Annotated in this window: 27 protein-coding genes and 1 tRNA gene; 10 read left to right on the top strand and 18 right to left on the bottom strand. The window is 63.3% G+C overall.

Going from position 1 to position 23,978, the window contains the following annotated elements; all coding sequences use genetic code 11:
- Positions 1-29: 29 nt before the first annotated feature.
- Genes PLN84_RS09045 through PLN84_RS09035 form a run of 3 tightly spaced genes read right to left on the bottom strand, consistent with a single transcriptional unit; the run spans position 30 to position 1,481 of the window.
- Positions 30-557, bottom strand: coding sequence for a ZPR1 zinc finger domain-containing protein (locus tag PLN84_RS09045; RefSeq protein ID WP_292383241.1), 528 nt, complete (start codon positions 555-557; stop codon positions 30-32).
- Positions 557-934: a cell division protein SepF gene (sepF, locus tag PLN84_RS09040; RefSeq protein WP_292383240.1), complete on the bottom strand. Its 378-nt coding sequence runs from the start codon at positions 932-934 to the stop codon at positions 557-559. The genes PLN84_RS09045 and sepF overlap by 1 nt, the downstream gene beginning before the upstream one ends.
- A gap of 49 nt (positions 935-983) precedes the next feature.
- The gene (locus PLN84_RS09035) at positions 984-1,481 is read right to left on the bottom strand and encodes an RNA-binding protein (protein WP_292383238.1); all 498 of its coding nucleotides are present in this window, start codon (positions 1,479-1,481) and stop codon (positions 984-986) included.
- Between the two features lie 110 nt (positions 1,482-1,591).
- Between PLN84_RS09035 and PLN84_RS09030 the strand changes: the two genes are divergently transcribed.
- From PLN84_RS09030 to purF, 3 genes are read left to right on the top strand one after another with little or no spacing between them, the layout of a single operon-like run.
- A complete protein-coding gene (locus PLN84_RS09030; protein ID WP_292383237.1) occupies positions 1,592-1,819 on the top strand; it encodes an LSM domain-containing protein in 228 nt (75 codons plus the stop codon).
- Positions 1,820-1,833: 14 nt separating this feature from the next.
- The gene (locus tag PLN84_RS09025) at positions 1,834-2,016 is read left to right on the top strand and encodes a 50S ribosomal protein L37e (RefSeq protein WP_082122590.1); all 183 of its coding nucleotides are present in this window, start codon (positions 1,834-1,836) and stop codon (positions 2,014-2,016) included.
- Between the two features lie 9 nt (positions 2,017-2,025).
- Positions 2,026-3,462 (top strand): amidophosphoribosyltransferase, encoded by a 1,437-nt coding sequence (gene purF / locus PLN84_RS09020; protein WP_292383235.1) that lies wholly within the window; start codon positions 2,026-2,028, stop codon positions 3,460-3,462.
- Between the two features lie 224 nt (positions 3,463-3,686).
- On the opposite strand, the gene PLN84_RS09015 is transcribed toward purF, so the two are convergent.
- A tRNA-Met gene (locus PLN84_RS09015) sits at positions 3,687-3,761 on the bottom strand.
- Positions 3,762-3,924: 163 nt separating this feature from the next.
- Here PLN84_RS09015 and trxA point away from each other — a divergent pair.
- Positions 3,925-4,335 carry a thioredoxin gene (gene trxA / locus PLN84_RS09010; RefSeq protein ID WP_292383234.1) on the top strand — a complete coding sequence of 137 codons (411 nt, stop codon included), beginning with the start codon at positions 3,925-3,927 and terminating at the stop codon, positions 4,333-4,335.
- Here the strand turns inward: trxA and PLN84_RS09005 are convergent.
- From PLN84_RS09005 to PLN84_RS08950, 12 genes are all read right to left on the bottom strand, one after another.
- Positions 4,332-4,679: a 4a-hydroxytetrahydrobiopterin dehydratase gene (locus PLN84_RS09005; RefSeq protein WP_292383232.1), complete on the bottom strand. Its 348-nt coding sequence runs from the start codon at positions 4,677-4,679 to the stop codon at positions 4,332-4,334. The genes trxA and PLN84_RS09005 overlap by 4 nt on opposite strands.
- A gap of 48 nt (positions 4,680-4,727) precedes the next feature.
- The gene (locus PLN84_RS09000) at positions 4,728-5,297 is read right to left on the bottom strand and encodes a flavodoxin family protein (protein WP_292383230.1); all 570 of its coding nucleotides are present in this window, start codon (positions 5,295-5,297) and stop codon (positions 4,728-4,730) included.
- Between the two features lie 3 nt (positions 5,298-5,300).
- Positions 5,301-6,404: a DUF362 domain-containing protein gene (locus PLN84_RS08995; RefSeq protein ID WP_292383228.1), complete on the bottom strand. Its 1,104-nt coding sequence runs from the start codon at positions 6,402-6,404 to the stop codon at positions 5,301-5,303.
- Between the two features lie 62 nt (positions 6,405-6,466).
- Entirely contained in the window at positions 6,467-6,895 is a 429-nt protein-coding gene (locus PLN84_RS08990; protein ID WP_292383738.1) for a GNAT family N-acetyltransferase, read from the bottom strand.
- A gap of 1 nt (position 6,896) precedes the next feature.
- Positions 6,897-8,336 carry a PAS domain S-box protein gene (locus tag PLN84_RS08985; RefSeq protein ID WP_292558644.1) on the bottom strand — a complete coding sequence of 480 codons (1,440 nt, stop codon included), beginning with the start codon at positions 8,334-8,336 and terminating at the stop codon, positions 6,897-6,899.
- Between the two features lie 12 nt (positions 8,337-8,348).
- On the bottom strand, positions 8,349-9,638 hold the full coding sequence (locus PLN84_RS08980) for a response regulator (protein ID WP_292383225.1): 1,290 nt from the start codon (positions 9,636-9,638) through the stop codon (positions 8,349-8,351).
- Positions 9,639-9,684: 46 nt separating this feature from the next.
- Positions 9,685-11,988 carry a chemotaxis protein CheW gene (locus PLN84_RS08975; RefSeq protein WP_292383223.1) on the bottom strand — a complete coding sequence of 768 codons (2,304 nt, stop codon included), beginning with the start codon at positions 11,986-11,988 and terminating at the stop codon, positions 9,685-9,687.
- A 10-nt stretch (positions 11,989-11,998) separates the two neighbouring features.
- Positions 11,999-14,359 carry a Cache 3/Cache 2 fusion domain-containing protein gene (locus PLN84_RS08970; protein ID WP_292383222.1) on the bottom strand — a complete coding sequence of 787 codons (2,361 nt, stop codon included), beginning with the start codon at positions 14,357-14,359 and terminating at the stop codon, positions 11,999-12,001.
- Positions 14,360-14,505: 146 nt separating this feature from the next.
- Positions 14,506-15,486, bottom strand: a complete 981-nt coding sequence (locus PLN84_RS08965) for a chemotaxis protein CheW (protein WP_292383221.1) — start codon at positions 15,484-15,486, stop codon at positions 14,506-14,508.
- Between the two features lie 44 nt (positions 15,487-15,530).
- Positions 15,531-16,391, bottom strand: a complete 861-nt coding sequence (locus PLN84_RS08960) for a DUF4097 family beta strand repeat-containing protein (protein ID WP_292383219.1) — start codon at positions 16,389-16,391, stop codon at positions 15,531-15,533.
- Positions 16,392-16,414: 23 nt separating this feature from the next.
- Positions 16,415-17,251, bottom strand: a complete 837-nt coding sequence (locus PLN84_RS08955) for an ABC transporter permease (protein WP_292383736.1) — start codon at positions 17,249-17,251, stop codon at positions 16,415-16,417.
- A 5-nt stretch (positions 17,252-17,256) separates the two neighbouring features.
- Entirely contained in the window at positions 17,257-18,207 is a 951-nt protein-coding gene (locus PLN84_RS08950) for an ATP-binding cassette domain-containing protein (RefSeq protein ID WP_292383217.1), read from the bottom strand.
- 364 nt (positions 18,208-18,571) lie between these two features.
- Here PLN84_RS08950 and PLN84_RS08945 point away from each other — a divergent pair, with 364 nt between their 5' ends.
- Positions 18,572-19,063 (top strand): hypothetical protein, encoded by a 492-nt coding sequence (locus tag PLN84_RS08945; RefSeq protein WP_292383215.1) that lies wholly within the window; start codon positions 18,572-18,574, stop codon positions 19,061-19,063.
- A 32-nt stretch (positions 19,064-19,095) separates the two neighbouring features.
- Here PLN84_RS08945 and PLN84_RS08940 read toward each other — a convergent pair whose 3' ends face one another.
- Positions 19,096-19,296 carry a hypothetical protein gene (locus tag PLN84_RS08940; protein WP_292383214.1) on the bottom strand — a complete coding sequence of 67 codons (201 nt, stop codon included), beginning with the start codon at positions 19,294-19,296 and terminating at the stop codon, positions 19,096-19,098.
- A gap of 225 nt (positions 19,297-19,521) precedes the next feature.
- Here PLN84_RS08940 and PLN84_RS08935 point away from each other — a divergent pair, with 225 nt between their 5' ends.
- The 5 genes from PLN84_RS08935 to PLN84_RS08915 all read left to right on the top strand — a co-directional run bounded on the left by PLN84_RS08935 (position 19,522) and on the right by PLN84_RS08915 (position 22,781).
- Positions 19,522-19,686 (top strand): hypothetical protein, encoded by a 165-nt coding sequence (locus tag PLN84_RS08935; protein ID WP_292383212.1) that lies wholly within the window; start codon positions 19,522-19,524, stop codon positions 19,684-19,686.
- Between the two features lie 5 nt (positions 19,687-19,691).
- Complete coding sequence (locus PLN84_RS08930) at positions 19,692-20,990, top strand: arginine deiminase family protein (protein WP_292383210.1); 1,299 nt, start codon at positions 19,692-19,694, stop codon at positions 20,988-20,990.
- A gap of 4 nt (positions 20,991-20,994) precedes the next feature.
- A complete protein-coding gene (gene arcC / locus PLN84_RS08925) occupies positions 20,995-21,939 on the top strand; it encodes a carbamate kinase (RefSeq protein WP_292383208.1) in 945 nt (314 codons plus the stop codon).
- Between the two features lie 62 nt (positions 21,940-22,001).
- Positions 22,002-22,340 carry a DUF5518 domain-containing protein gene (locus PLN84_RS08920; protein WP_292383207.1) on the top strand — a complete coding sequence of 113 codons (339 nt, stop codon included), beginning with the start codon at positions 22,002-22,004 and terminating at the stop codon, positions 22,338-22,340.
- A 66-nt stretch (positions 22,341-22,406) separates the two neighbouring features.
- Positions 22,407-22,781, top strand: coding sequence for a hypothetical protein (locus PLN84_RS08915; protein WP_292383205.1), 375 nt, complete (start codon positions 22,407-22,409; stop codon positions 22,779-22,781).
- On the opposite strand, the gene PLN84_RS08910 is transcribed toward PLN84_RS08915, so the two are convergent.
- On the bottom strand, positions 22,771-23,978 hold a 1,208-nt coding region (locus PLN84_RS08910; protein WP_348532015.1), incomplete at its 5' end, for an MFS transporter. The genes PLN84_RS08915 and PLN84_RS08910 overlap by 11 nt on opposite strands.

Genomic DNA, 23,978 nt, shown 5'->3' with positions numbered 1-23,978 from the left:
AGTAACCCGGTGGGGCAAAAAGAAAAATATCAGGTCTCGCCCTGATCGAGGAGCATCTTTTCGGCTTTCTCGCTGACGAGCATGCTGTTTCCGGCGGGGTCCTCGAGGATGACCGTGAACGGGACGGCCACCTCCCGCGCTGCGGCGAGCGTATCAAGCATCTGGAGTGCGGCTGCCCGCTCCTCGTCGCTCTCCGGGTTCGCGAGGACTGTCTCCACCGCCTGCTCGAAGCGGGACAGAACCCCCTCGATGTTGGTGACGAACCCTTCACAGGCGGTCCCGGGCTCGACCGCGAGGCCGAGTTCCGGGATCTCGATCGTTCCCGTCGTGCTCCGGGCCACCCGGATGGCGAGGTCCCCGGGCTCCTCGACCCGCACCGTCCACCTGACCGGGTTGCCCTCCCCGAGGATGATGGTGTCGGTGTGCCGGTAGCCGCAGGCGCCGCAGGAGATCACGACGAGCAGGAGATCAGGGAAGTGGGGGATCTCGAGGCGGTGGTGGACCATCTGGATATCACCCCCGCACGCGGGACAGGTTCCGGGATAGGATTCCCGCACTAGACGCCACCGCCGATCTTCTCGCGGGAGACCTTGACGGACATCGGCGTGATGACGACGTACTTCTGCTCACCAAGACCGACGATATCCCCGTTCACGTCTTTTGCCACGTCGCGGAGGTCCTTTAAGACCCGCTCGAACGTCACCTTGTCCATCTTCAGCCGCCCGATATCGACGATGACGATGTTGCCGTTGTAGACCTCGTCTTTGACGCGGGGGGTATCTTTGAGGTCGGCGATGGTGGCGATCTTGATGTACATGGCTGCTGGTTCTTCGGTGCTCGACCCTTCATATGAGGCGAGATCGAGCTCCATGTATTCATCTTCGTTTTTAACGGGACTTTTACCGAGGATGCTGTCAAAGAGCTTCTTAACCATAAGAAAAGTGAGGGAAGAATTTTATTTAATAGTATCTTTTAAAATCGGTTCAGATCTCGAGATTCCAGATGTCGTCTCCGACAAAGTGGATGCTCTTGACCGACTTACCCTTCTCCTGCTGCTCCATATCGGCGGCATCAAAGAGCGCGATACCGACGGCGAGCGGTTTGCCGTAGCGCTCTTCGACGACCTGCACCGGGTGCCCCTCCCTGACATCGGGCGAGATCGAGACGATCCCGGGGCGCATGGCATCCGCGCCGTTTGCGACGAACCTGATCGCGCCCGCATCCACGACCACCCGCCGCTCGGGGATCGGGTGCTCGACGAGGCCGCGGAGGGTGGGGAAGGCCCAGTCCCCGGAGGCTATCAGGAGCGGTTTTTTATCCACCAGGTAGATCTCGATGGGGGCATCCGTCTCCACCCGCTCGATCCGGTCGGACCGGAAGAGTTCGGCCGACGCTCCGATCTCGTTGGTGAGCCGGTCCAGGAGCCCGGTTATCTGCGACTTTCGGATGACGTGACGTTTCTTTACGGTGATCTTCGGCATGGAATCGAGACCTCAAGGACCTATCATGCGATGCAGAGCAACGCGGTTATATTTAAGTAGCTTCCTCACTCAAATATATTACTCCAGAAAGGACGGCAAAGGGTAATCATATGACGCCAAGACCGTTGGATATTTTAGATCAGGTACTGAATCGTCAGCCCGTCATCATCAGCCTCAAAGGTGGAAGGGAGATCCGGGGAATCCTCCAGGGATACGACGTTCACATGAATCTGGTATTGGATAAGGCAGAAGAAGAAGTGGACGGCACGGCGCAGAAACTCGGCACGTTGATCGTCCGCGGTGACAATGTGATCTACATTACCCCTTCAGTTGAATGAGTAGGTGAGAGATAATGTCAAAAGGCACACCCTCGATGGGCAAGCGGCAGAAACGCACCCACATCGCCTGCAGGCGATGTGGCAAAATCTCGTTCCACGCACAGCACAAGGTCTGTGCGGCCTGCGGGTTCGGCAGAAGCCGGAGAATCCGCAGTTACCGCTGGACGGAGAAGAAGGCAAAGGTACCGACGCATTAGAGCTGTATCATGTGTGGTATCGTTGGCATCGTCGATGCTGGCGGTGTCTCTTTTCCGCTGTACTATGCCCTGTACGCTCTCCAGCACAGGGGGCAGGAGAGCGCGGGGATCTCCACTTTTGAAGGCACGACCCTCTACACCCACAAGGCCCAGGGGCTCGTTGCCGAGGTCTTCAACAGCCATACCCTGCAGGATCTGCGGGGCAACGCCGGAATCGGACACGTACGCTACCCGACGACAGGGTCAAAAGTTCCTGAGAACGTTCAGCCGTTCAACTTTCGGTATCAGGGGCTCGACCTCTCGATCGCCCACAACGGCAACCTGGTGAACACGATCGAACTCCGGGAGGAATACGAGCGCCGGGGTCAGATCTTCTGCACCACGACCGATACCGAGATCATCGGGAGCATCATCGCCGATGCCCTCCGGACCTCAAAGAGCATGGAGGATGCGGTCCGGCTCTGCATGCGGCGCCTGCGGGGTTCTTATGCCGCCGTCGCGCTGTTAAACGAGACCGTTTACGCCTTCCGCGACCCGCTCGGCATCAAACCGCTCTGTATCGGCAAGATCGACGGCGGTTACATCGTCGCTTCGGAGAGCGTGGCGATCGATGCGCTGGACGGCACATTCATCCGGGACGTGCGCCCGGGAGAACTGGTCAGGATCGATGAGACCGGGCTCTCCTCCATCCAGATAGCGACCGCGAACCGGACGGCGTACTGCATCTTCGAGTATATCTACTTCGCCCGCGCCGACTCGGTCATCGACGGGACGCTGGTCTACGACGTCCGGCGCCGGATCGGGCAGAAACTCCATGATGCTGCCCCGGTCGAGGCGGATACGGTCTGCCCGGTCCCGGACTCCGGCATCGCGTATGCCGCGGGCTACGCTGAACGGTCCGGGATCCCGTTCGTCGAGGGACTGATGAAGAACCGTTACATGGGCCGGACGTTCATCATGCCGACCCAGCAGCAGCGGGAGCGGGCGGTCAGGATCAAACTCAACACCGTCCGGGGGAACCTGAAGGACAAACGGGTGGTCCTCGTCGACGACAGCATCGTCCGGGGGACGACATCCCGCCGAATCGTGAACATGATCCGGGACGCGGGGGCAGAAGAGATCCACCTCCGGGTCGGCTCTCCGCCGATCATCGCCCCCTGCTACCTCGGGGTGGATATGCCCACCCGCACGGAGCTCATCGCGAGCGGTCGGGAGGTCGAGGCAGTGCGGGCGAGTATCGGGGCAACCTCGCTCACCTACATCCCGCTTGAGGACCTGGTGGAGGCGATCGGGTGCGGTGATCGGAACCTCTGCACCGGGTGCCTGACCGGGTGCTACCCGGTGGATATCAACGGGGAGAAGAGCTGTCACTGCGTCGTCGACTACGTGGCCGGCACCCACCAGTCCGACCTCTCGGCCTTCAGGGCCGGGAAGGAACGGACCTGAGAAATCTTCACCGGATTACCTCGGGTTGAGGCAATCCCCTATTTTTGGTGCTCGGGGATTCTGTAAACGTCTTATCCACATGCTGATCGGTTCGCCCTGCTTGCGCGCGTCGTTTCGACCCCGTTTAGGGTCCATCGAGTGCGAGCGCGTCGGCTTTCCGGAAAGAAGAATCGTTGAAAGACGACCGGATGTGGCTGTGTACAAAAGCGCTGAAGAACCGGACATAGCGAGGGATGGATTTGAACCATCGGTCTACGGGTTATGAGCCCGCCGGGATTTCCTGACTACCCCACCTCGCTTCCCATCTGTGAGGTAGTAAACATTGTACTTCCGGGGTTATATATTTATCCGCGGACCCGGCAGCCATCTTCGGTGCTCGCGCTCACTGCCTCCAGCCACAGTCGCCCTTCGGGACGTCATTTTCCCTAACTTTAATACGGGCGTGAAGCATACTTCCGCTACATGGAAGAGAAAGGACCGGTGGACGACGACCTGCAGCGTCTCCGGGAGGAGCGCCTCCGGGAACTCGAGGCCAGAGTCATGGGCACCTCGGGCGGTGTCATCGAGATCGTCGACAATACGTTCGGGGAGACCATAGGGAACCATCCGTCCCTGGTCATCGACGTCTGGGCGGAATGGTGTGGCCCCTGCCGGATGGTGGCTCCGGTGATCGAGGACCTTGCGCGCGAGTTTGCGGGCCGGGTGACCTTCGGCAAGTGCAACGTCGACGAAAACCCGCGGCTTGCGGCACAGTTCAGCATAACGGCGATTCCGACGCTCCTCTTCTTTGCAAACGGCATGCACGTCGACCGGGTGGTCGGCGCGCTCCCGAAAGAGGCGATCAAAGCCCGGGTCATGCGGGCGTTCGGCTAGAGGGTCCCGGCCTGCCGGGACCGGAGCCGGTCGGAGAGCCGCGCGGCCATGATGAAGTCGTTTTTGGAGAGCCCGCCGATGGCGTAGGTGTACCACGCCACGTCCACCATCCGGTTCTCGTGGATTCCGATATCGGGGAGATGGCCCTCCCGCATGGCGAACGCGGCGATCTCGTGGACGAGCCGGGCGGCGTCGGCGAACTCCCTGCAGGCGAACCGGGCGGAGAGGCGCCCGCCCACGAGCGACCAGTCCGGGACCTCCGGGAGGAGGCCGGCGATCTCCCGCCGGGTCAGCGGTGCCGTATCTGCGATGCCCGGATGAATCGGCTCGGACGACAGATCCATTGCTTGATCCCTCTCCGGGCAGATGGAAAAAGGTTCTTCTCCGGTCTCCTACCGCAGCTTCTTGATCAGGAACGCCACGTTCTCGGCGAACCGCCGGACCGTCCGCATCCCCTCCTCGTCGCCTGCAGCCTCGCCTGGCGCGTGCCCAAAGACTATATTCCAGTAGGTCGAGCCCGGCACGATCATATCGTTGATGAGGTAGAACATCAGCAGCTCCTGGAGGGTCGTGGTATGCCCGCCCCGGCGCGCCACGGCGATCGGGCCGCCCACCTTCCGCGAGAGGAAGGAGTCCGAGGCCATCGAGACCATCCCTATCCGCTGGAGCGCCGCCGTGACGTCTCCCCGCGCCGTCCCGAAGTAGACCGGGGTGCCGACGATGAAACCGTCAGCCTCCCGGGTCTTTTCGATGATCTCGTTTAAACCGTCGTCGAGAGCGCACTCCCCGGCGCTGCAGAGGCCGCAGGCCGTGCAGGAGAGTATCCGCGTCTGTCCAAGCAGCACGGTCTCGGTTTCAAGCCCCTCGCCCTCGAGGGTCTTTGCGCATTCCCTGAGCACCAGTGCGGTGTTCCCCTCAAGGCGGGGGCTCCCGCAGAGGAGCAGCACGTTTCCGTTCGTCATCTCTTACACCTCGATCAGCCGGTAATCGGCCTCCCCAAGTCCGATAGAGGCCGCGTAATCGATCTGGTACTCGCCGTCCGTGTAGTCCCAGACCCCCTTAAATTTGTCTTCCCCCGGCGCGAAGTTCGCTGCAAGGTGTGTCCGGGCAAACCCCCGCTCGCTGTTGACCAGGTCAAAGCTCGCGTGGTCGATCGCGACCGGGTCGGTCGAGGCAAGGATCCCGATATCGGGGACAATTGCCGCATCGCTCCACGGGACGCAGTCGCAGTCCGGGGTGATGTTGAGAAGGAAATTGATGTAGCCCACCCGCCTGGGTTTGCCGCGGACAGCGCCGAGGGCGTACTCGCAGAGCCGCTCGATGAACGGCCGGATCTCCGTCGTCCAGTCGAAGTCGATCGCCCCTTCAGGGCAGGAGCGCACGCAGTCGCCGCACCCGACGCAGTGCTCAGGGTTGAATTTTGCCCGCCCGTCGACGACCGTCATCGCCGCCTGCGGGCAGACCATGGTGCACATGCCGCACCCTATGCAGTTCCCGCTCTCCAGGCATGGCCGGGCAGCATGCTGCTCCGCCTTCCCCCGGGGCGGGGCGCAGCCCATCGCCAGATTCTTGATAGCGCCGCCGAACCCGGCGGTGTCGTGGCCCTTGACGTGCGAGAGGACGATCATGCTGTCGGCGGCGAGGATATTCCCTGCAATCTTAACGCTCTGGAAGCGTTTCCCCTCGACGGGAATCTCCCCCCAGTAGCCGCCGGCAAGGCCGTCGGCGACGATCACCGGGGCGCCGACGACCGCGTAGTCGAACCCGTGCTCGATGGCGGTGACGGTGTGCCTGACGGCGTCGGCCCTGCTCCCTGCATAGAGGGTGCCGGTATCGGTGATGAACGGGTGGGCCCCCCTCTCCTTCGCCTTATCGACCACCTGCCGGACAAAGACCGGGTGCAGGTAGGTGTCGCACCCCCGCTCCCCGACGTGCAGTTTGACCGCCGTAAGGTCCCCCTGCCGGACCGCCTCGCCGAACCCGGCCGCATCGAAGAGACGGCGGATCTTCTGGACTTTGCTCTCGTGGTGGCTCCTCGCCCGGAGATTCGCGAAATAGACGTCTGCCATTCTTTATCGGCTCCCGTGCGAGTAATCTCTGGTCGACAGGAGATAAGGGTTGCGGGGTCTGCTCACAACCCTGCTCTGCGACGCATCGGCCGGACCTCCGCGCCCTCCATATTCCCCGCCGCCCAGGTGTAGCGCTCCCGGATGGCGGGAGGGAGGTCGCGCTCCGGTATCGAGATGAACCTGAACTCCGCGTAAAACCCCGCGAGGCTCTCGACCGCGTACATGTAGAGATCGTCGTTGTGGCAGGCCACGACGAGAGCGCTCACTGCCATGCGGGCATACCCCCTCCCGCGGCAGGCCTCGGGCGTGAAGACGCCGTCGACCTCCATGCTGCCGTCGGGGTGCCTCCTGCACCGGGCGAGGGAGACGATCCGTCCGGCGAGGAAGACTGCAAAGATCCTGTCCCTGCCCGGATCACCGGTCATACCGTGGTAGTCGCGCCAGACCTCGTCGGCGAGCGGGAACTCTGCGCTTCTGAGCTCACGGACCATCTCAGACAATGCGGTACCCCCCTGACGGCACCAGGAGCTCGAACTTCGCCCCCTCGCCGGGTGTTCCCGTCTCGCGGATCGTGATCCCGGTGATGGCGAGGATCTCGTGAGCGAGGAAGAGTCCGTGCCCGTATCCCTCCGCCTTCTGGACGAAGAGCCCCTCCTTCTCTGCGTCGGGGATCCCGGTCCCGTCATCCTCGACGATGATTGCACAACCTTCCGGGCGCAGGTGGTAGGTGACGACGATCCGGGTCGCCCCCGTTGCCGGAGCGAGCGAGTTCTCAAAGAGGTGGGAGAAGACCGTGCCGAGATGGGGGTCGGCGAAGGCCTCGAGCCGCTCCGTCCACACTTCGAGGGAGACAGTCCCGAAGGTGAGACCGGCGGCAGCTTGCCTGACGGTCTCCTGCACGGGCACCCATGCCGGCGGCGACGTCCCGATATCCCGGAACTCGCGGGAGATCTCGATCTGCCGCCGGATACCGTTCGCAGCGTTGTTCAGGTCGCCGATGAACGACAGGATCTCCGGGTCGTCGAACTTCATCACGCCCACCGAGAGGTGCCCGTACAGGACGGCGAGGCGGTTGGAGAGATCGGTGCGCAGGATCCCCGAGAGGGTGTTGAGCTGGCGGCTGGCGTTCTGGAGCGCGGCCTCCATCATCACCTGATCGCTCACGTCCCGGATGGACTCGATGGCTCCGGCGACATTGCCGTTTGCGTCGATGAGCGCGGTCGCCGCGGATCTGAGGTGCGCTCCCTTCCCGTCGCGGAGACGCGGGATGGTATTCTCCGAGACGAGAACCTGCGGCTGCTCCCCCTGGCTCTGGAGGACCCGGTCTGCGAGGAGTGGCCGCCGCTCCCCGCAGAAGGGTATGGCGTACTCGTGGTCCCCCCGGTTGAGGATGGCCTCCTCCTTCACCCCGGTCATCTCCTCGATCGCGCGGTTCCAGGCGATGACCCTCCCCTCGCGGTCGATGGCAAACGTCGCGTCAGGCAGGAACTCGATGATCTGGTTCATCTGCTGCTCGGACTCCCGGAGCCTCGACGAGAGGAGCGCGACCACCCCGCCGATGAGGATGAGGAAGACCGCACGGGGGAGAATGGTGAGCGGGAGCAGCGGATCAGGCGGAGAGAGGAGGAGGACCGTGACGGCGTAGGCGGCCGCGAGGCATACGGAGAAGAGGAGACCGCGCCGGGGGTACCAGTAACTCGCGAGGATGATCGGGATGCTGAGCGGGAGGGCCGGGAGGGGGAGGAGCCCTTCCGGTGCGCCGAGGAGCAGGCCGAGCAGGTTTCCACCGAGGGTGAGCGCCGTCAGCACGGCGATGGCCGCGATCCGGTTCCGTGTGCCGGAGAAGGAGACGGCGAGGGGGTTTCCGGCGTTCATGAGGGGGCCTGCCGGTGTATGAATAGACCGGATCGGCACCGGGAGTCCCGGCGCCACGCTCCGCACCCGTCAGGCGCCCCGGCCGTCGACACGGATCACCTCCGCCGGACAACGGATCTCGAACCGTGCTCCCTTCCCCGGCACTCCCGTCTCTTTGATTGCGATCCCCGTGATGGCGAGGATCTCCCGGGCGAGGAAGAGGCCGAGGCCGGTGTTCATGCCGTGCGCATAGGTAAAGATCTTTTCCTTCTCGTCGCGAGCGACCCCTACCCCGTCGTCCTCGCAGATGATGGTGAACGCATCCCCCTCCTGCCTGAGGCTGAAGGTGATCGTGGTGATCGTCCCCCCGTAGCGCAGCGCGTTCTCGATGAGGTTTGAGAAGACTTTCTCGATGAGCGGGTCAGCGTAGATCGCCACCCCCACCGGAACGGCGTTCTCGAGGGTTATCGTCCCCATCGTGAGGTACTTCTCCGCTCGCTCCACGAGCGATCGGACCTCCTGCCAGACGGGGGACGCGGCTCCCACATCCTGATACTCGGCAGTAAACCGGAGGGTATTGCTGATCCGATCGACGATCCCCCTGGCGCTCTCGACATGACGCCACGCGTTCGCCGGCTCCCGCTCGTGCAGCGTGAGAGCCAGGTCCAGGTATCCCCAGAGTGCCGAGAGTTGGTTCAAGAGATCGTGGCGGGTGATACTCGCCATGAGCTGGAGCTTTCTGTTCGCATCCGCGAGAGCCTTCTCCACACGTCTCCGCTCCTGGTTCTCCGCCACAAGGCTCTCGTTGCTGCGCGAGAGATCCCCGACGGCCTCCTGGAGTTGATCGTTTAAGGAGTGCAGCTGTTCCTGCACCTCCTGGAGCTCGGTGTTCTTCGTCACCGCGATAGAATACGTTGAGAGGAGGGTGTTGAGGATCTTGAGCCTTCCGGCGGAGATGGTATACACGCTGCCGGAGAAGGGAACCTCCAGTCCTGCCGGAGAACCGTCCGGGTCGGGCATCTCCGCCGTCCGCAGGACAGCCTCGATCTGGGTGCGGACGTGCCCGGGGGTGACGGGCTTGACGATGAAACTGTCGGCCCCGGATTCGAGCCCCTTCATCACGTCGGCAGGGTCGAAGAGGCTGGTGACCATGATAACCGGGATCTCCGCATTCATCTGCTTGATCCGGCGGCAGAGTTCGTACCCGTCCATCCCGGGCATCAGGACGTCGGTCAGAACGATGTCGGGTGGTGCGGCCTCAATCCGCCGTAGCGTCGTGGCGCCGTCTGCAGCCAGGGTGACGTCGTATCCTTCCGTCTCAAGAATGTGGCGAAGATATTCTGCCTGCGTCCGGCTATCTTCCACCACCAGAATGCTCATTGGCGTTCTTTCTCCTCGTTCTTTCATAGTAATTGCTCCCTCTCTGTCAGCGGCGATGCATCAGGCGACGGATTGTCTCAAGAAAGCCTTTCGTCTCAAAACTGCTCTTGACAATATAGGCATCTACCCCGACTGCCTTCCCCTGCTCCCGGTCTTCGGGTGAGTCGAGAGAAGTGACGACTACCACCCGGAGATCGGCAGTCTGTCGGGCTTCGGCACGAATCTTCTCGATGAGCGAAAAACCGTTCATCCGGGGCATATCCACATCTGAAACGAGCATATCAAACTCATGCTGCTTAAATCTTGCGAGTGCGTCGACACCGTCGGCGGCAGTCTCTACACGGTACCCTGCTCTCTCAAGGACCGTCTGAAGCAGGACTCGCGAGGTGATCGAGTCCTCCACGACGAGGATCCGCTGCCCCGTCTCTCCCGGGAGTCGAGGTGCCGGCGCCGGCCGATCTGCCTGCATTGCGTCCTGAATCAGTTCAAGCGGGTCGAGGACGAGTGCCACGCTCCCATCCCCGAGGATCACGGCTCCTTCGATCCTCCGGACGGAGCGGAGCTGGCTCCCGAGCGGCCGGACGACGATCTCCTGCACCCGGATCACTTCATCAACCATGCACGCGATCTGTCCCGCCCCGTATGCGATGATGACCAGGGGTGTCGGACGCCCCTTTTCCGGTGCCGGACCGGCCGCGGGGACCCCCAGGGCGTCGGTGAGCCGGATGACCTCGATCGTCTCCCCCGATACCCGGATCGTCGGCCGGCTCCTGGAGATGGCGAGAGAGTCGGGGCGCACCCGGAGCACCTGCTTCACCTGCTGTATCGGGAGGACATACACCTGCCTCTCCGAGCGCACGAGCAGCCCGCGGAGGGTGGTCATCCTCACCGGGACGAAGAAGGTGATGGTAGTTCCTCTCCCTGGAGTCGAGGAGACCGTCACCTCCCCACCGAGGCGGGATACGGCATCCTCCACGATCGCAAGGCCGAGTCCTCTCCCGGAGAGGTCGGTGACGATCCGGCTTGTCGTCATCCCCGACTTGAAGATGAGCCAGATCGCCTCGCTGTCCGTGAGGGCCGCGTCCTCGTCCATCGTGATCACCCCGTTCTCAAGAGCGGTCCTCCGGATAGCACTGCTGTCGATGCCGGCACCGTCATCGGCCACCTCGATACCGACCCTGCTGCCGGAGCGGGGAAAGACCCGGATCCGGACCGTTCCGCTGGCCGGCTTCTTCCGGGCCAGCCGGGTCTCCGGGTCCTCGATCCCGTGGTCGATGCTGTTCCTGATGAGGTGCGTGACGGGCTCCTTCAACGCGTCGAGGATACGCCGGTCGACCTCGATCTCACCCCCCTCGATCGTGAGGTCGACAGATTTCCCCGAGGTTCGGGAGAACTCTCTCACGAACGCAGAGAACGGCGCGAGCATGCTCGAAGCCGGCAACAGTGCGGCATCGTGAACCAGGTCGGAGATCTCGGAGATGCTCGCTTTGAGCGCCGTCTGGTCCATCTCCATCGCCCGGAGGTGCATGGCGAGATCGTGCTGCAGATTGGCCACAAACTCCCGGTTGTACTCCTGGAACTCGACCGCTCGCTGGAGCGGCAGGATAAGGTCGGGAGGGATCGCCGCCCTTTCTTCACCGAACGCCCTTCTGCGGATCAGGTGCAGGTCGTTGAACGCCTGGGAGTGGTTCCACTGCCAGAGGGTGAACCGGGTCATCATCTCCTCGAGATCGCGTATCCGTTGCGTGATGAAGAGCTGTGTCGTGAGGAGGCTGTCGGCCCCGGCGGTGAGCCGGTCGAGTTTATGGGCCGCAACCCTCACGGTGCCGCCGTCCGACCCCGGCAGGGTCGTTTCGCCGCCGTTGCGGCTTTCAGCCGTCCCGGGAGCGCGGTTCTCCCCCGGGGCCGGACCCGGTTCGTCTCGCCGGCCGTCCCCGACAGGTTTCTCGTCGCCGGCCGACTTCTTGCCTTCGGGAAGGGCCCGGAGCGCCCCGATGATCTCCGCCGGTGAGGCATCGGGTCGCTCTCCCCGGAGAAGCGCCTTCACGACCGCGAGCGTCCGGTGGAAGAGGTCGAAGTCGTCCTCCCCGGGAGTGTACTCGCCTCGTTTCACCAGAGAGGAGACGGTCTCGAGGTTCTGGCAGACCGACTCGATCTCCCGGAGATTGACCGCACGCGCTGCTCCCTTCAGGCTGTGGATCCTGCGGTAGACCGACTCAACCAGTTCGGGCTCGAGCCCCCCCTTCTCGAGTTCGAGCAGTCCGCCGGTGATCGCCTCAAGATACTCGTCCGCCTCCTCGCGGAACGTCTCGAGGAGGCGGGCGCGAAATGCTTCGTCCGATCCCGTCATGGCAGCCGTGTTAGACCCGGTACTGCTGGGTGATCCTCTTCAAGCGGCCACCGAGCTCGTGCAGGTCCCCTGCGGTCTTCTCCGCCTTGTGGGTGGTCTCGAGATTCTTCTGTGCCGCGTCGCGGATGTTCTCCATCGCGCGGGAGATCTGGTCTATCCCTGACGCCTGCGTCTGGATCGAGGCCGCGATCTCGATCACCTCCTGCGAAGTGTCCGCGATCGACCGGGCGAGCACCTCGATCGCCTCCTGCGCGTTGCTCGTCAACCGGGCTGCGTCCGCCACGGACCGGATCCCCTGCTCGGTCGAGACCGCCGTCGAGGAGACTCCCTGCTGGATGTCGGTGAGGATGACCCGGATGTTCGAGGTTGCCTTCTTCGACTGCTCGGCAAGGTTATGAATCTCGTTTGCGACGACCGCAAACCCTTTCCCGAACTCCCCGGCCTTTGCAGCCTCGATAGAGGCGTTCACCGCGAGCAGGTTGGACTGTTCGGAGATATCGGTCACCGTTGCAATGATCTCGCCGACCGCCTGGCTCTGTTCCGAGAGCCGGATAACGTTCATCCGGACGATATCCATCTGCCGCTGGATCTGGTTCATACCCTCGAGGATCTCGCGTACGGACTTCTGGCCGTCCTTTGAGACGTCGAGCGCCCGCATCGCCTTCTCGGAGACACCTTTTGTCTTCTGGTTCACAAGTTCGGTCTTCTTCCTGACGCTCTCGACCGAGTCCGAGGTCTCGTTCACCGTTGCGGCGGTCTGCGAACTGGCCGCGGAGAGCTGGGTCGTGACCGCCAGGATCTCGTTCGATGCCAGGGAGAGGACCGAGACGCCCTCGTAGAGTTCCTCGCTGATCAGTTTCATCAGCCGCGAGAGCTCGATCCCGATGGTGTTGAGGGCGTCGCGGTAAGCGACGAACTCCCCGGCGACCGGGATCTTCTCGTCGAACCGGGCGGTAAAGTCACCGGAAGCGTAGTACCTGGCAAGCCGCATCGCCTCGTTCACCGGTTCCGTGATCGACTCGAGGGTCTTGTTGAACCCGGCGATGATCATCCGGTAGCCGCCGCGGAATGCCGTCTCGTCGCCACGGATGGAGAGGTCGCCCGCGCGTGCAGCATCCGTGAGTTTGATCGTCTCTTTATGGAGGTGGTCGAGCGACTGGACCATCAGCGCGAGCGCAGGCCGGATCTCGTCGCCTTCGTCGGTGACCGGGAACTCCTTGACGTACTCGCCGAGGGCGATCTTTTTGAGGTTCCCGACGACGTTTGTCTGGAGGTCGCCGGCGAATTCGTCCATCGTTTTAGCCATGACCCCGATCTCGTCCTGCCGCTTGATGTTGAGCCGGGCGGAGAGGTGGCCGTTGCGGAGCTCTTTGAGCATCAACACCACCTGCTGCAGCGGCTCAGAGATCGAGCGGCCGAAGAGGATGGCAATCACGACGCCGATCGCGATCGAGGCAAGGAGGACGACGATGATCGTGTTCCGGATGGTATCGATCGGTCCGGTGAAGTCGGAGAGTTCGGCGCGCGAGACGATGTACCAGTCGAGCGGTTCGTAGTAGGTGTAGGCATCGATGATGTCGGTGCCGTCGATCTGGTGGCGGATGACCCCGACCTTGTTCTGGATCATCTCGCGGACGAAGCCTTCGTCCGACCAGTTCTCTCCCTCGAGGGACGGGTGCACGAGGACCTCTCCCGTGCTGTCGATGACGAACATGTAACCGTTGCTGCCGATGACCGTGTCTCTGAGGCTCGCCCTGACGACGTCGAGCGTCTCCCCCTCCTCCGTCCCGACGAAGAGGACCCCGACGATCTTGCCGCTGCTGTCTTTTATCGGCTCGTATGCCGTGACGTAACGTTTACCGAAGAGGTCCCTGCTCCCGTAATAGGTCTCCCCCTGGCTCACCACGACGTCGTAGACGTTCTGAGTCAGCTCGGTCCCGACCGCCCGGCTGCCGTCGGTCCCGATGACGTTTGTGGAGATCCGGACGGCGTTGTTGTCGTTCACCTGAAAGACCGTCGCCGCCCCGCCGACCAGAGACTGGACCTGATCGACGATCTCGAAGTTATCGTTGATGGTATACGGATCGCCGTTGGCGCCCACCAACGTCAGTTTCCCGTCGATGATCTCGGGAGTGCCCCGGGCATAGAAGTTCTCCCGGAGGACGTTGAGGTCGCTGTTCACTTTGTTGCGCGTGAGTTTGTAGACATCGTTGGTCCATCCCTTCGCATCGTGCACCTGTGTCTCAAGCAACGTCTCAATCTGGTCGTTTATCACACCGCTCGAACTGGTATACGCTACCACGCCGAGCATAAGCGCCGGAATGATCGCTAGAAATAGGCAGATGACGAGAATCTTCGTTCCGACCTTCATGTCAGAAAAAAATGTGAACATGGTATATCCGCTCCGCTTGTTCCTCTACGGCTCAATTAAGTGATGAACACGCGGGATTAAATAATGTTCCTTTGGAAAATAAGCGGTTTCGCGTGGATTTTTTCAATAACGATCGTTATGCGGTCTCAGTTTCCGTTTTCGTCCACCACCATCACGGGATCGGCGAGGATCGCCCCCGCGTCGAGGACGATCGTCGATCCGTCTGCGGTCCCCAGGAGATACCGCTGCTTGATCGGTGTCGTGCCGGGAACTATGGGAGCGAACCGGTCGGTCGGCCTGGTACCGATATCCGTGATATAATCCGCAAGGATTCCGAAGGTTATCGTCCCGTTAGTGAGAACGATGACCCGGTTGAGGTCCGTCAGCCCGTGTTTCGGGATCGCGAAGAGCGTGCGGAGATCGACGACGGAGATGATCTCCCCTCTGACGGCACATATCCCGGCAATGAAAGCGGGCGTCCCGGGAACCGGGGTGATCTCGCGGATGATAAAGACTTCCCGGATGTACTGCGTCTCGATGGCGTACTCCCGACCTTCGAGCCGGAACGTGAGGATCTCCGAGAACCGGGTCTCACGCGGCTCCTCGTTCGGCCGGGCGATCGCTTGCGCCCGGCTGGTGAGGATACCTCCGGCTCTCCCGGGATCATCGGCCGACTCCTTTTCACCGGCCTCGACCCCGCCCGGAAGATGGGGGAACTGTCCGCTCTCGTCTGCCGCAAGGAATGCCGGAAGATCGTGGATGAGGACTGTTTCGTCTTCCGCGACCAGCACGCCGGGGAGAGGGGGCGTGTCCCCGGGTAGGAGGGGTTTTGCGCTCATCCGCACCCCCCGAACCCCATCAACCCAGAGGGCCACACAGTCTTTGCCGGGGTGAGCAATGATGAGGACGTCGGTGGAGAGAGGAGGACGTTCCGGGAGACCGAGGAGTCTCCGGATCGAGTAGACCGGGACGATCCTGCCGTGCAGGTTCATGGTCCCGGCGACTCCCCTGCGCCCGCCGGTCTCCGGCTGCAGGGCCACCATGCCGACGACCTGCCGGGTATCGGCAAGCGGGAGTGCACAGGATATCCCCTCTACGGTGAAGTAGAGGAGGTGCGGGCGGTTCATGGATGTTCGAAGGTTGGTCACGTACGGGTAAAAGGTTACGGGGTTCAGAGCCCCGAAAGATCGATATTCCCATTCGAGGTGGTGACGGCGATCGTCGCCCCTCCGTCGCCGAGCGTGCCCGCTATCCGGGTACCCGACGACTCGCTCGCCAGGAGCGGGAGGTCGCCAGCCGCGATTCGACCGTTCGATGTGGTGGCGACGATCCTGGCGTCGAGGTCCTCCGCGAGCCGGAGTGCTACCCGGCCGTTGCTTGTGGTGATCGCCACATCACCCCGGACGGCAGGGATCTCGGCCGCGATCGGGCCGTTCGAGGTCTGCAGTTCTGCAACTCCCGTGGACCCCTCCACCGTGATCCCGCCGTTGCTGGTCCTTGCGGTGACGTAGCCTTCGGCGCCCCGCACCTCGATCGGTCCGTTCGAGGTGGCCGCCGTGATGTCACCGCCGGGAGCGCCGCGAACCCGCACGGGACCGTTTGATGTCCGGAGTTCTGTCGCGTTCACCCGCACCCCTGCAAGGTCGATCGGGCCGTTCGAACTCTCCACCATCTGCAGGACGAGCGTGGGGGGCACCTCTATCGTAAAGTCGACGCTCACCCGCGGGTTTACTGTTCCGGTATACACCGTCTCGATCCGGAGAGGATCGCCCTCCGTCACCTGTATCCGGACCATATCAAGTTCGCCCTGGCCGTAGACGGACCGTTTGACCGCACTGACGACGACAGTCTCCCCTTCCCGGACGTTCACGGTCACGCCGCCGTTCCGGTTGATCACGACGAGATCGCTATCCGGCTCCACCGTGACCGTCTGGTTGAATCCTTCCGTCGTCTCAAGGCCCGGCACCCCGACGCAGCCGGCGACGACGGCGAGGACCAGCAATACCAGCATTGCATACCTGGTTCCCTGCATGTTCACCCTTCTCTTGGTTGTTCTTATGTTACTACCGCTTTCTCAAACGTCCGGCGGGCGAGGAGATACATCACCGCCGCAAAGACCGCGAGGTAACCGAACGATACGAGGACGTCGGTCGTGGTGTAGGAGTAGCGCGCGCCGACGGCGAAGAAGTCGTTCCCGAGGGCGAAGTAGCGGACCCCACTGACCAGGTGGGTGAGCGGGTTGTAGATCGAGAGAGCCTGTAAGAGCGGCGGGAACGCCTGGATGGGGTAGAGGGCGTTCGAGACGAAGAAGAGTGGCAGGGTGAGGAGCGTGATGATCCCCTGCAGCCCCTCCGGGCTCTCGAGGCGCATTGAGATGGTTGAGGAGAAGAGGAGGAACCCGAGCGAGAAGACGCCGACGAAGACGAATATGCCGAGGACCGAGAGGGCGATCTGCGTGGCCGAAAACCCGGGGAAGAACTCTACCCCGAGGAGGAGCCCGAACGCCATGATAATGGCCACCTGGATGAACGACTTCGTCATCCCCGAGAGGCTGACCCCCAGCATGATGTGGGTCCGGGGCATGGGGCTCGCGAGCATCTCCCGCATCAGCCCCCAGTTCTTATCGAAGAGAAGACTGATCCCCCCGAAGAGGCTCGTAAAGAGGGTTGTCATCGCGATCACCCCGGCGGCCATGAAGGTGAGGTAGTCGACCGGGACGATGCCAGCCGGGGCCGGAATGGCGGAGGTGAACCGGTTGAAGTTCGAGGACATCGCGACGCCGAAAAACGCCATCCAGAGCGCCGGCTGCAGGAGCGATGAGAGGAGCTGCGTCCTGAACCGGACAAATCGGATCATCTCGCGCCAGTAGACGGTGAGGAACTCCCATGCCATGGCAGTCATGCCCCTTCATCCCGCAGTTCCCTGCCGGTGTAGTAGACAAACACGTCGTCCATCGTCGGTTTCTTGAGGTTCACGCTCGAGATCCCGATCCCGGCGCCACGCACCGCATCGACGATCCGCGGGAGGCAGTGGCTCCCGTCAGCCGAGATCGTGATCGAGAGGCCGCGGGGTGACTCGGTGATAGATTGAATCTCCCCGACCCCCCGGAGGCTCTCCCGGGCCTTCATGTCGTCTGCCGTCTCCAGGTAGACGACGTCCTCGCCGAGGGTGTTCTTCAGTTCTCCCGGGGTGCCGGAGACAACGATCTTGCCGTGGTCGATGATGCTGATCCGATCCGAGAGCATATCAGCCTCATCCATATAATGTGTCGTCAAAAAGATCGTCGTCCCGGCACCGTTCACCTGCCGGATATACTCCCACATCCGCATCCGTGTCTGGGGGTCGAGCCCCTGCGTTGGCTCGTCCAGGAAGAGGACCTCCGGCCGGGTCATCAGCCCCCGGGCGATCTGGAGCCGCCGTTTCATGCCGCCGGAGAGGTTCTTCGTCCGTTCGTCCCGTTTTGAGCCGAGTTCCACGACCCGGAGCAGGTCGTCGATCCGTCGGCGCCGCTCGTCGCGGGGAATGGCGTAGAGCCGTCCGTGGAACTCCATCGTCTCCCGGACCGTGAGGTCGCGGTCGAGCACATCGTCCTGGAAGACGATGCCGATGGACTCCCGGACTCTCCCGGGTTCCCGTGCGACGTCGTAGCCGGCCACCCGCACCGTACCCTTCTGAAGGGGGAGGAGCGTTGTCAGGATGTTGATGGTGGTGCTCTTTCCTGCGCCGTTGGGGCCGAGGAACGAGAAGATCTCGCCTCTCCTGACGGTGAAACTGATGCCGCGCACCGCAGCAAAACCGTTGAACGTATGTTCGAGGTCCCGCACCTCGATGATATTATCCTCTTCCACAGGTCACCATCTGCCCGGGTACAGAGATTGTCCGCGCTTCTTAACTCTCCATACACGGTGCCGCCATATCTCCTTTTCCCCGCCCGGATGCGCCCTTCCACGCGGGGTCCGCGCGATCTCGGCCCCGGTCGCCCTGCCTGCACCCCGGGGTGCGGTCCCGGGCGGCAAACCCGTTCCGGCCCCCCTCCCCCGTGGGGCGCGGATAGATATTCTGAAATACCTGAACTTCCTCACTCCTCCTCAGAGACGGCATGTACGGCTGCTATTCGCTCGCCCGCAGGGGCAACCAGGGGACTCTATCCGGGTGTAGCATCACTCCCGGCACCGGCGCACCGGAAGGCGGGGAGCGGACGGAGGGGTTGCGGTGATCCCGGCTCTCCGGGTGGTTCTCGCCCTCCTGGCAGTGCTGACGCTTGTGGCGGGGACGGGCGGGCTCGTGGTCGATAACGCCGATATGACCCCGGAAGAGGTGAACCTCCTCTTTGCGATGCGGGAGTATACCCTGACCTACAACGAGTATGCCGGTCGGCTGCCGGGGTGGGTGACCGGGCCGTTCGAAGCCGAGAAGGTCAACCTTCACGTCGTCTCTCCCGACGGCGTTCTGGTCATCGGAATCACCTTTCACGACCGGAAGATCGTGCAGTTCGACGCAAAGGGCTGCCCGGACCCGCTCGTCACGGTGACCGCCGACTCCACAGTGGTGGAGGACGTCATGGCGTCAAACCAACCGTTTGATACGTTCCGGGCGGCGATGCGAAACGGCACCGTCACAATCGAAGGCGAAACCCTCCTCGGGGCGCTACGGTCGGGGATGGTCCTGTTCGGGCTCCGGGTGATGGATCTCATCGGGTTATGACGGGCCCAAAAAAGGCGGTGTTGATGGCGGTCTCACAGCCCTGCAAGGCGGATGCAGACCCCGAGCGTCAGCCCGGACATGGCCGATGTCGCCGAGAGAGCGGCGAGCACGGCGGCGTTCACCACCGGCCCGGTCCTGAGCGGGGTGTAGGTCGGGTTGCGCTGCAGCCGCCGCACTATCCTGAACGGTTTTGCGGTCGTTGAGATGGGAGACTTATAACGTCTGATCTTCAAGGTGAACACCTCCGGGGTTGTGGATAGTATCTCTTGTGAGTCGGTTGTTCCCCCGAATAATAATTATTGCGGTTTCAGACCCCGGGGATGGCTCTGCCCGCCTCCCCGGGAGGCGATGGACAGCGTTGAGAGCGTAGTTTCTTGTTTTGACGGTGATAACTCGCCTGAATCTCCGGTCCCGGTCCGCGGCAGGTTTATCCGTTCACCGGCAAGAGGACTCATACGATGCATCGGTATGCAAGAACCCTCCTCTACGGCATTCTCGTGTTTGCCATCTATTCCGGCATCAGTTTTGCTCTCAGCGGGCGGGTGAACTGGATCCTCGCGGCAGCAACGGCTGCCGGGGTGATGATCGCGTACTTCTTCATTGCTCCCCGGCATGGAGGATGAAGAGTATGATAACGGGCGTGCGGGCGGAGTGGGAGCCGCTCCGGACGGTTGCTGTTCACCGGCCGGGGGTCGAGATGTTCTTCGGGTTGCTCGAGCCGTATACAGCGCTCTACGAGCGGGCGTTCAGCCGGTACGAGGCGCGCCGGGAGCACGATGCGCTCACCCGCACCCTCCGCGAGGAGTTCGGCGTCCGGGTGCTGCACCTCAAGGAGACGGTCCTTGAATCCGCCGACCGCGACCCGGCGGTGCGGCGGCGGCTCGTCGATTGGGCGTACGAGACCGTCACCATCCGGGGGGACGTGAAAGAGGTGGCGGCGGCGCGCCGGAGCATGGAGCAGAACGCCGACGGACTGGACTCGCTGCACTTCTTCACTCTCCTCCTCTTGAACCCGGTCCTCGAGGTGGGACGGGGGCACCCCCGGGGCGGGGTGGACGTCCGGATACCGGGGCAGGAGCCGCTTGCAAACCTCTACTTCATGCGGGACCAGCAGGCAGTGACCGACTGCGGCCTCGTCGTCGCGCGGCCGGCAAAACAGCAGCGAGCCCGGGAACCGGAGATTACCCGATTCCTCTGGGAGATCCTCGGCATCCCGGTCGCCGGGACGGTCGAGGAGCCCGGGACCTTCGAGGGCGGGGACTTCATGCCGATGGGGGAGTTCGCCCTCGTCGGCACCGGAGACCGGACAAACCATGCCGGGGTATGCCAGTTCCTCGACTGCACCCCCAGCTACGACGAGATCGGCGTCGTCCACCAGCCGGGCCACCCGCTCATCCCGAGCGACCGGCCCGACCCGATGGTCGATATGCATCTGGACACCTACTTCAACGTCGCGGGAAGCGGGGTGGTGATCGGCTCTGAGGTCCTCCTTCGACGGGCGCAGGTCGACGTCTATTCCCGGGCGGGCAGGGAGTACGAGCCCGCGGGCGAGACCGTGAGCCTCTACGATTATGTCAGGTCGAAGGGGTTTTCGGTGATCGACCTCTCGATCCTGGAGCAGCTCTCCTACGCCGCGAACATCCTCTGCATCCGCGACGGGTGCATCCTTGCGGTGGAGGGGGAGCGGGTGATGCGGATGGTTCTCCAGAACCTGGAACGGAAGGCCACGCGCGATCCGGAACGCTACGGGCGGCTCCTCCGCGCGGCGGAGGAGGACTACCGCCGGATCAGGAACACCGGACGGTTCTTCCCGCACAAGGAGGAGTTCTCCCGGCACGGTATCGAGGTCCGTCCACTCCGCCTTGAGAACCTGACGGGGGGTTACGGCGGCCCCCACTGCATGACCTGCACGCTGGAGCGGGGGTAGTGGGATGGCGGGAAAGGCCGTGGTAGTTGCGCTCGGCGGGAACGCCATCCTGCGTCACCGGGAGACAGGGACGGCCGAAGAGCAGTTCGCAAATGTCCGCTGCGCTGCGCGGCATATCGCAGAGATAGCAGGCGACGGCTACGCCGTCGTCATCACGCACGGGAACGGGCCCCAGGTGGGGGATATTCTCCTCCGAAACGAACTGACAAAGGATATCCTCCCGCCGATGCCGCTTGATGTCTGTGGGGCGGAAAGTCAGGGGATGATCGGCTACATGCTCGCGCAGTCGATGCAGGAAGCGCTTCTTGCGGCGGGGGTCGACTGCCCGATCGCGACGGTGCTCACCCGGACCCTGGTCGCGGCTGCCGACCCGGCGTTCGAGATTCCGGAGAAACCTATCGGGCCGATTTACACGGCGATGCAGGCAAAACGGCTCGAAACCGAGAAGGGCTGGCGGATGGTGCAGATGCCGGGGCAGGGCTACCGGCGGGTGGTCCCCTCGCCGCGCCCGATCGCCCTCGTGGAGGGAGAGGCGATACGCCGGCTCTCCTCGGCCGGGGTGGTCGTGATCGCCGCGGGCGGCGGCGGCGTCCCGGTAATCAAGGGTCCCGGGGGCACCCTCCGGGGCGTCGAGGCGGTGGTGGACAAAGACTACACCGCGGCGCTTCTCGCCCGGCTCGTCGGCGCCGGCGACCTCCTGATCCTGACCGATGTCGAGCGCGTTGCCCTGAACTATGGGCGGCCGGACCAGCAGGATCTCTCCGAGATGACGGTCGCCGAGGCGAGACGGCACCTTCTCGCGGGGCAGTTCCCTGCCGGGAGCATGGGGCCGAAGATCGAGGCTGCCGTCGGGTTCCTCGATGCCGGGGGGGACCGGGTGACCATCGGATCACTAGGTTCAGCCACCGCAGCCCTTGCCGGGCGGGCCGGGACCCGGATACGCCGTTGACCGGCGCCCGACCCCTAAACTTATATACTACATCTCCGAATTCCCGGCGGTGATGGAACGATATGGCTGATAACTTCTGGACTGGTGTCATCGTTGGGTGGCTTGTGGGGCTTATTCTCGGCTTTCTGCTGCCGGTCATCGGGCCGCTCGTCGGCGGGTTCGTCGCCGGCTGGATGTCGGGACGCGGGATATCGAACGGCGCAAAGGCCGGGCTTCTTGCCGGCATCCTCGGTGCCATCGTCATCGCGGTACTGCTCCTTGTCGGCGGCACGGTCCTGCTCGGGGCGTTCGGGTTCATCGCGGGCCTCGGCACATCGCTCGTCATTATCGTGGCGGCGTTCGTCTACCAGGGGCTTCTCTCCCTGATTGGCGGCGTCATCGCGGGAGCGATCCGGCGATAGGACGGTAACACGGGGTGATCACCGGGGGGCGATCCTCCCCGGCTCTTCTCAACCGGGAGGTGGGTAGTGGCAGAGGACGGCGGTTCGTACTGGGTTTCCACGCTGGTGGGACTCATCTTCATGCTCGTTGTAAGCCCCTTCTTCCCGGTAGGGGGCCCGATCGTCGGGGGGATCATCGGCGGCTACCTCGGGCCCCCGGGAGCGGTCAGGGGCGCTCTCGGTGGGCTCATGGGCGGACTCATCGTCGCCGCAATCTTCTCGATCATCGCCGTCATCGGGGGGACGGCATTCCTCGGCCCCATCGGCACCCTCATCGGCCTCGGGATCGCCGTCCTCCTCTTCGCCCTGGCCCTTTACTTCGGGTTCTTCGGCGCTCTCGGCGGCGCAATCGGGGGGGCGCTCAAGGCATGGACGGAATCGCGCCGCAAGGTTACGAGATGAGGTCACCGATCCCCTCCTGGAACCTCACCGCGATGCGCGAGCGATACATCCAGATGTAGGCGATCAGCGCCGCAGCCTCGACGATGACGACGTACGCGACGATATGCCCGATCGATACGTCGTAGAGGACGCCCATTACGGCACTTCCCACGAACCACGCTGTCCCGAAGACCGCACTCATGGTGCCGTAGACCTGTCCTCTCTGTGCCGCCGTCGTGGACTCTGCAATCGATGCCCGGAGTGATGTCTCGAAGATCCCGACCCCGGCCCCCCAGACGAGCGCTCCCGCGAGCGCTGCACCCGGGATGGGCGAGAAGACGAGCAGGACCGTCGCAGTGCTGAGGGCCGGGATGGCGAGGAGGAGATGGGTGCCGATGTGCTCAAAGGACCGCCCGATGAGCAGCGCCACGACGACTGAGGCCATCATCGCCGAGGCATAAAAGAGGGGGATGGCGGCATCGGGGACGAGCGATAGGGCTTTTAAGTGGAACGAGATGAGCGGGAAGCTGGTGAATCCGGCCATGCTGAGGAAGATGAACGCGGCGTATGGCGTGATCCCGGGCAGACCGCCCCCCTCCTCCATGGTCCCTCCGTTCATCTCCAGGCGTCCCGGCCTCGGCACCACCGACCGGGCGAAGAGGAGCATTATCACAACACCGGCGAGAGGGATCCCGAGGAGGAGAAACCCCGCGGTGTAGCCGCCGGTGAGGACGAGGGCCGCGACCATCACCAGCGGGCCGATGACCGCACCGACCTGATCGAGCGCCTTATGAACCCCGAAACCCCATCCCCTCCCGATGGCCGTCGTCGCGTGGGAGAGGATCGTGTCCCGTGCAGGCGTCCGAACAGCCTTTCCTATCCGTTCGGCGATGATGAGGAAGGCCGCAGCCTCCCATCGTCCGGTGAAGGCGAGGAGGGGGATGGCGGCGAGCAGGCCGTAGCCGGCCATCGCCACCACCCAGTAGCGGTGATTCCGGTCGATGTAGACGCCGCTGACGGATCGCAACGCGTAGCCTATGAACTCGCCGAATCCGGCGACCAGACCAACGACGGCCGCGCTCCCCCCGAGGAGGAGGATGTAGGGGCCGGTGACGCTCCGGGCGCCGTTCGAGATCAGGCTCCCCAGAAGGCTCACCATGCCGAGCAGCAGGATGAGCCGGATCGAGAGGTCGCGGACCTCCTGCCGGGTCTCCGGGG

It is taken from the genome of Methanoculleus sp. (genome assembly GCF_035363275.1).
Taxonomy (GTDB): domain Archaea; phylum Halobacteriota; class Methanomicrobia; order Methanomicrobiales; family Methanoculleaceae; genus Methanoculleus.
This window is presented reverse-complemented; position numbering and strand designations above follow the sequence as displayed.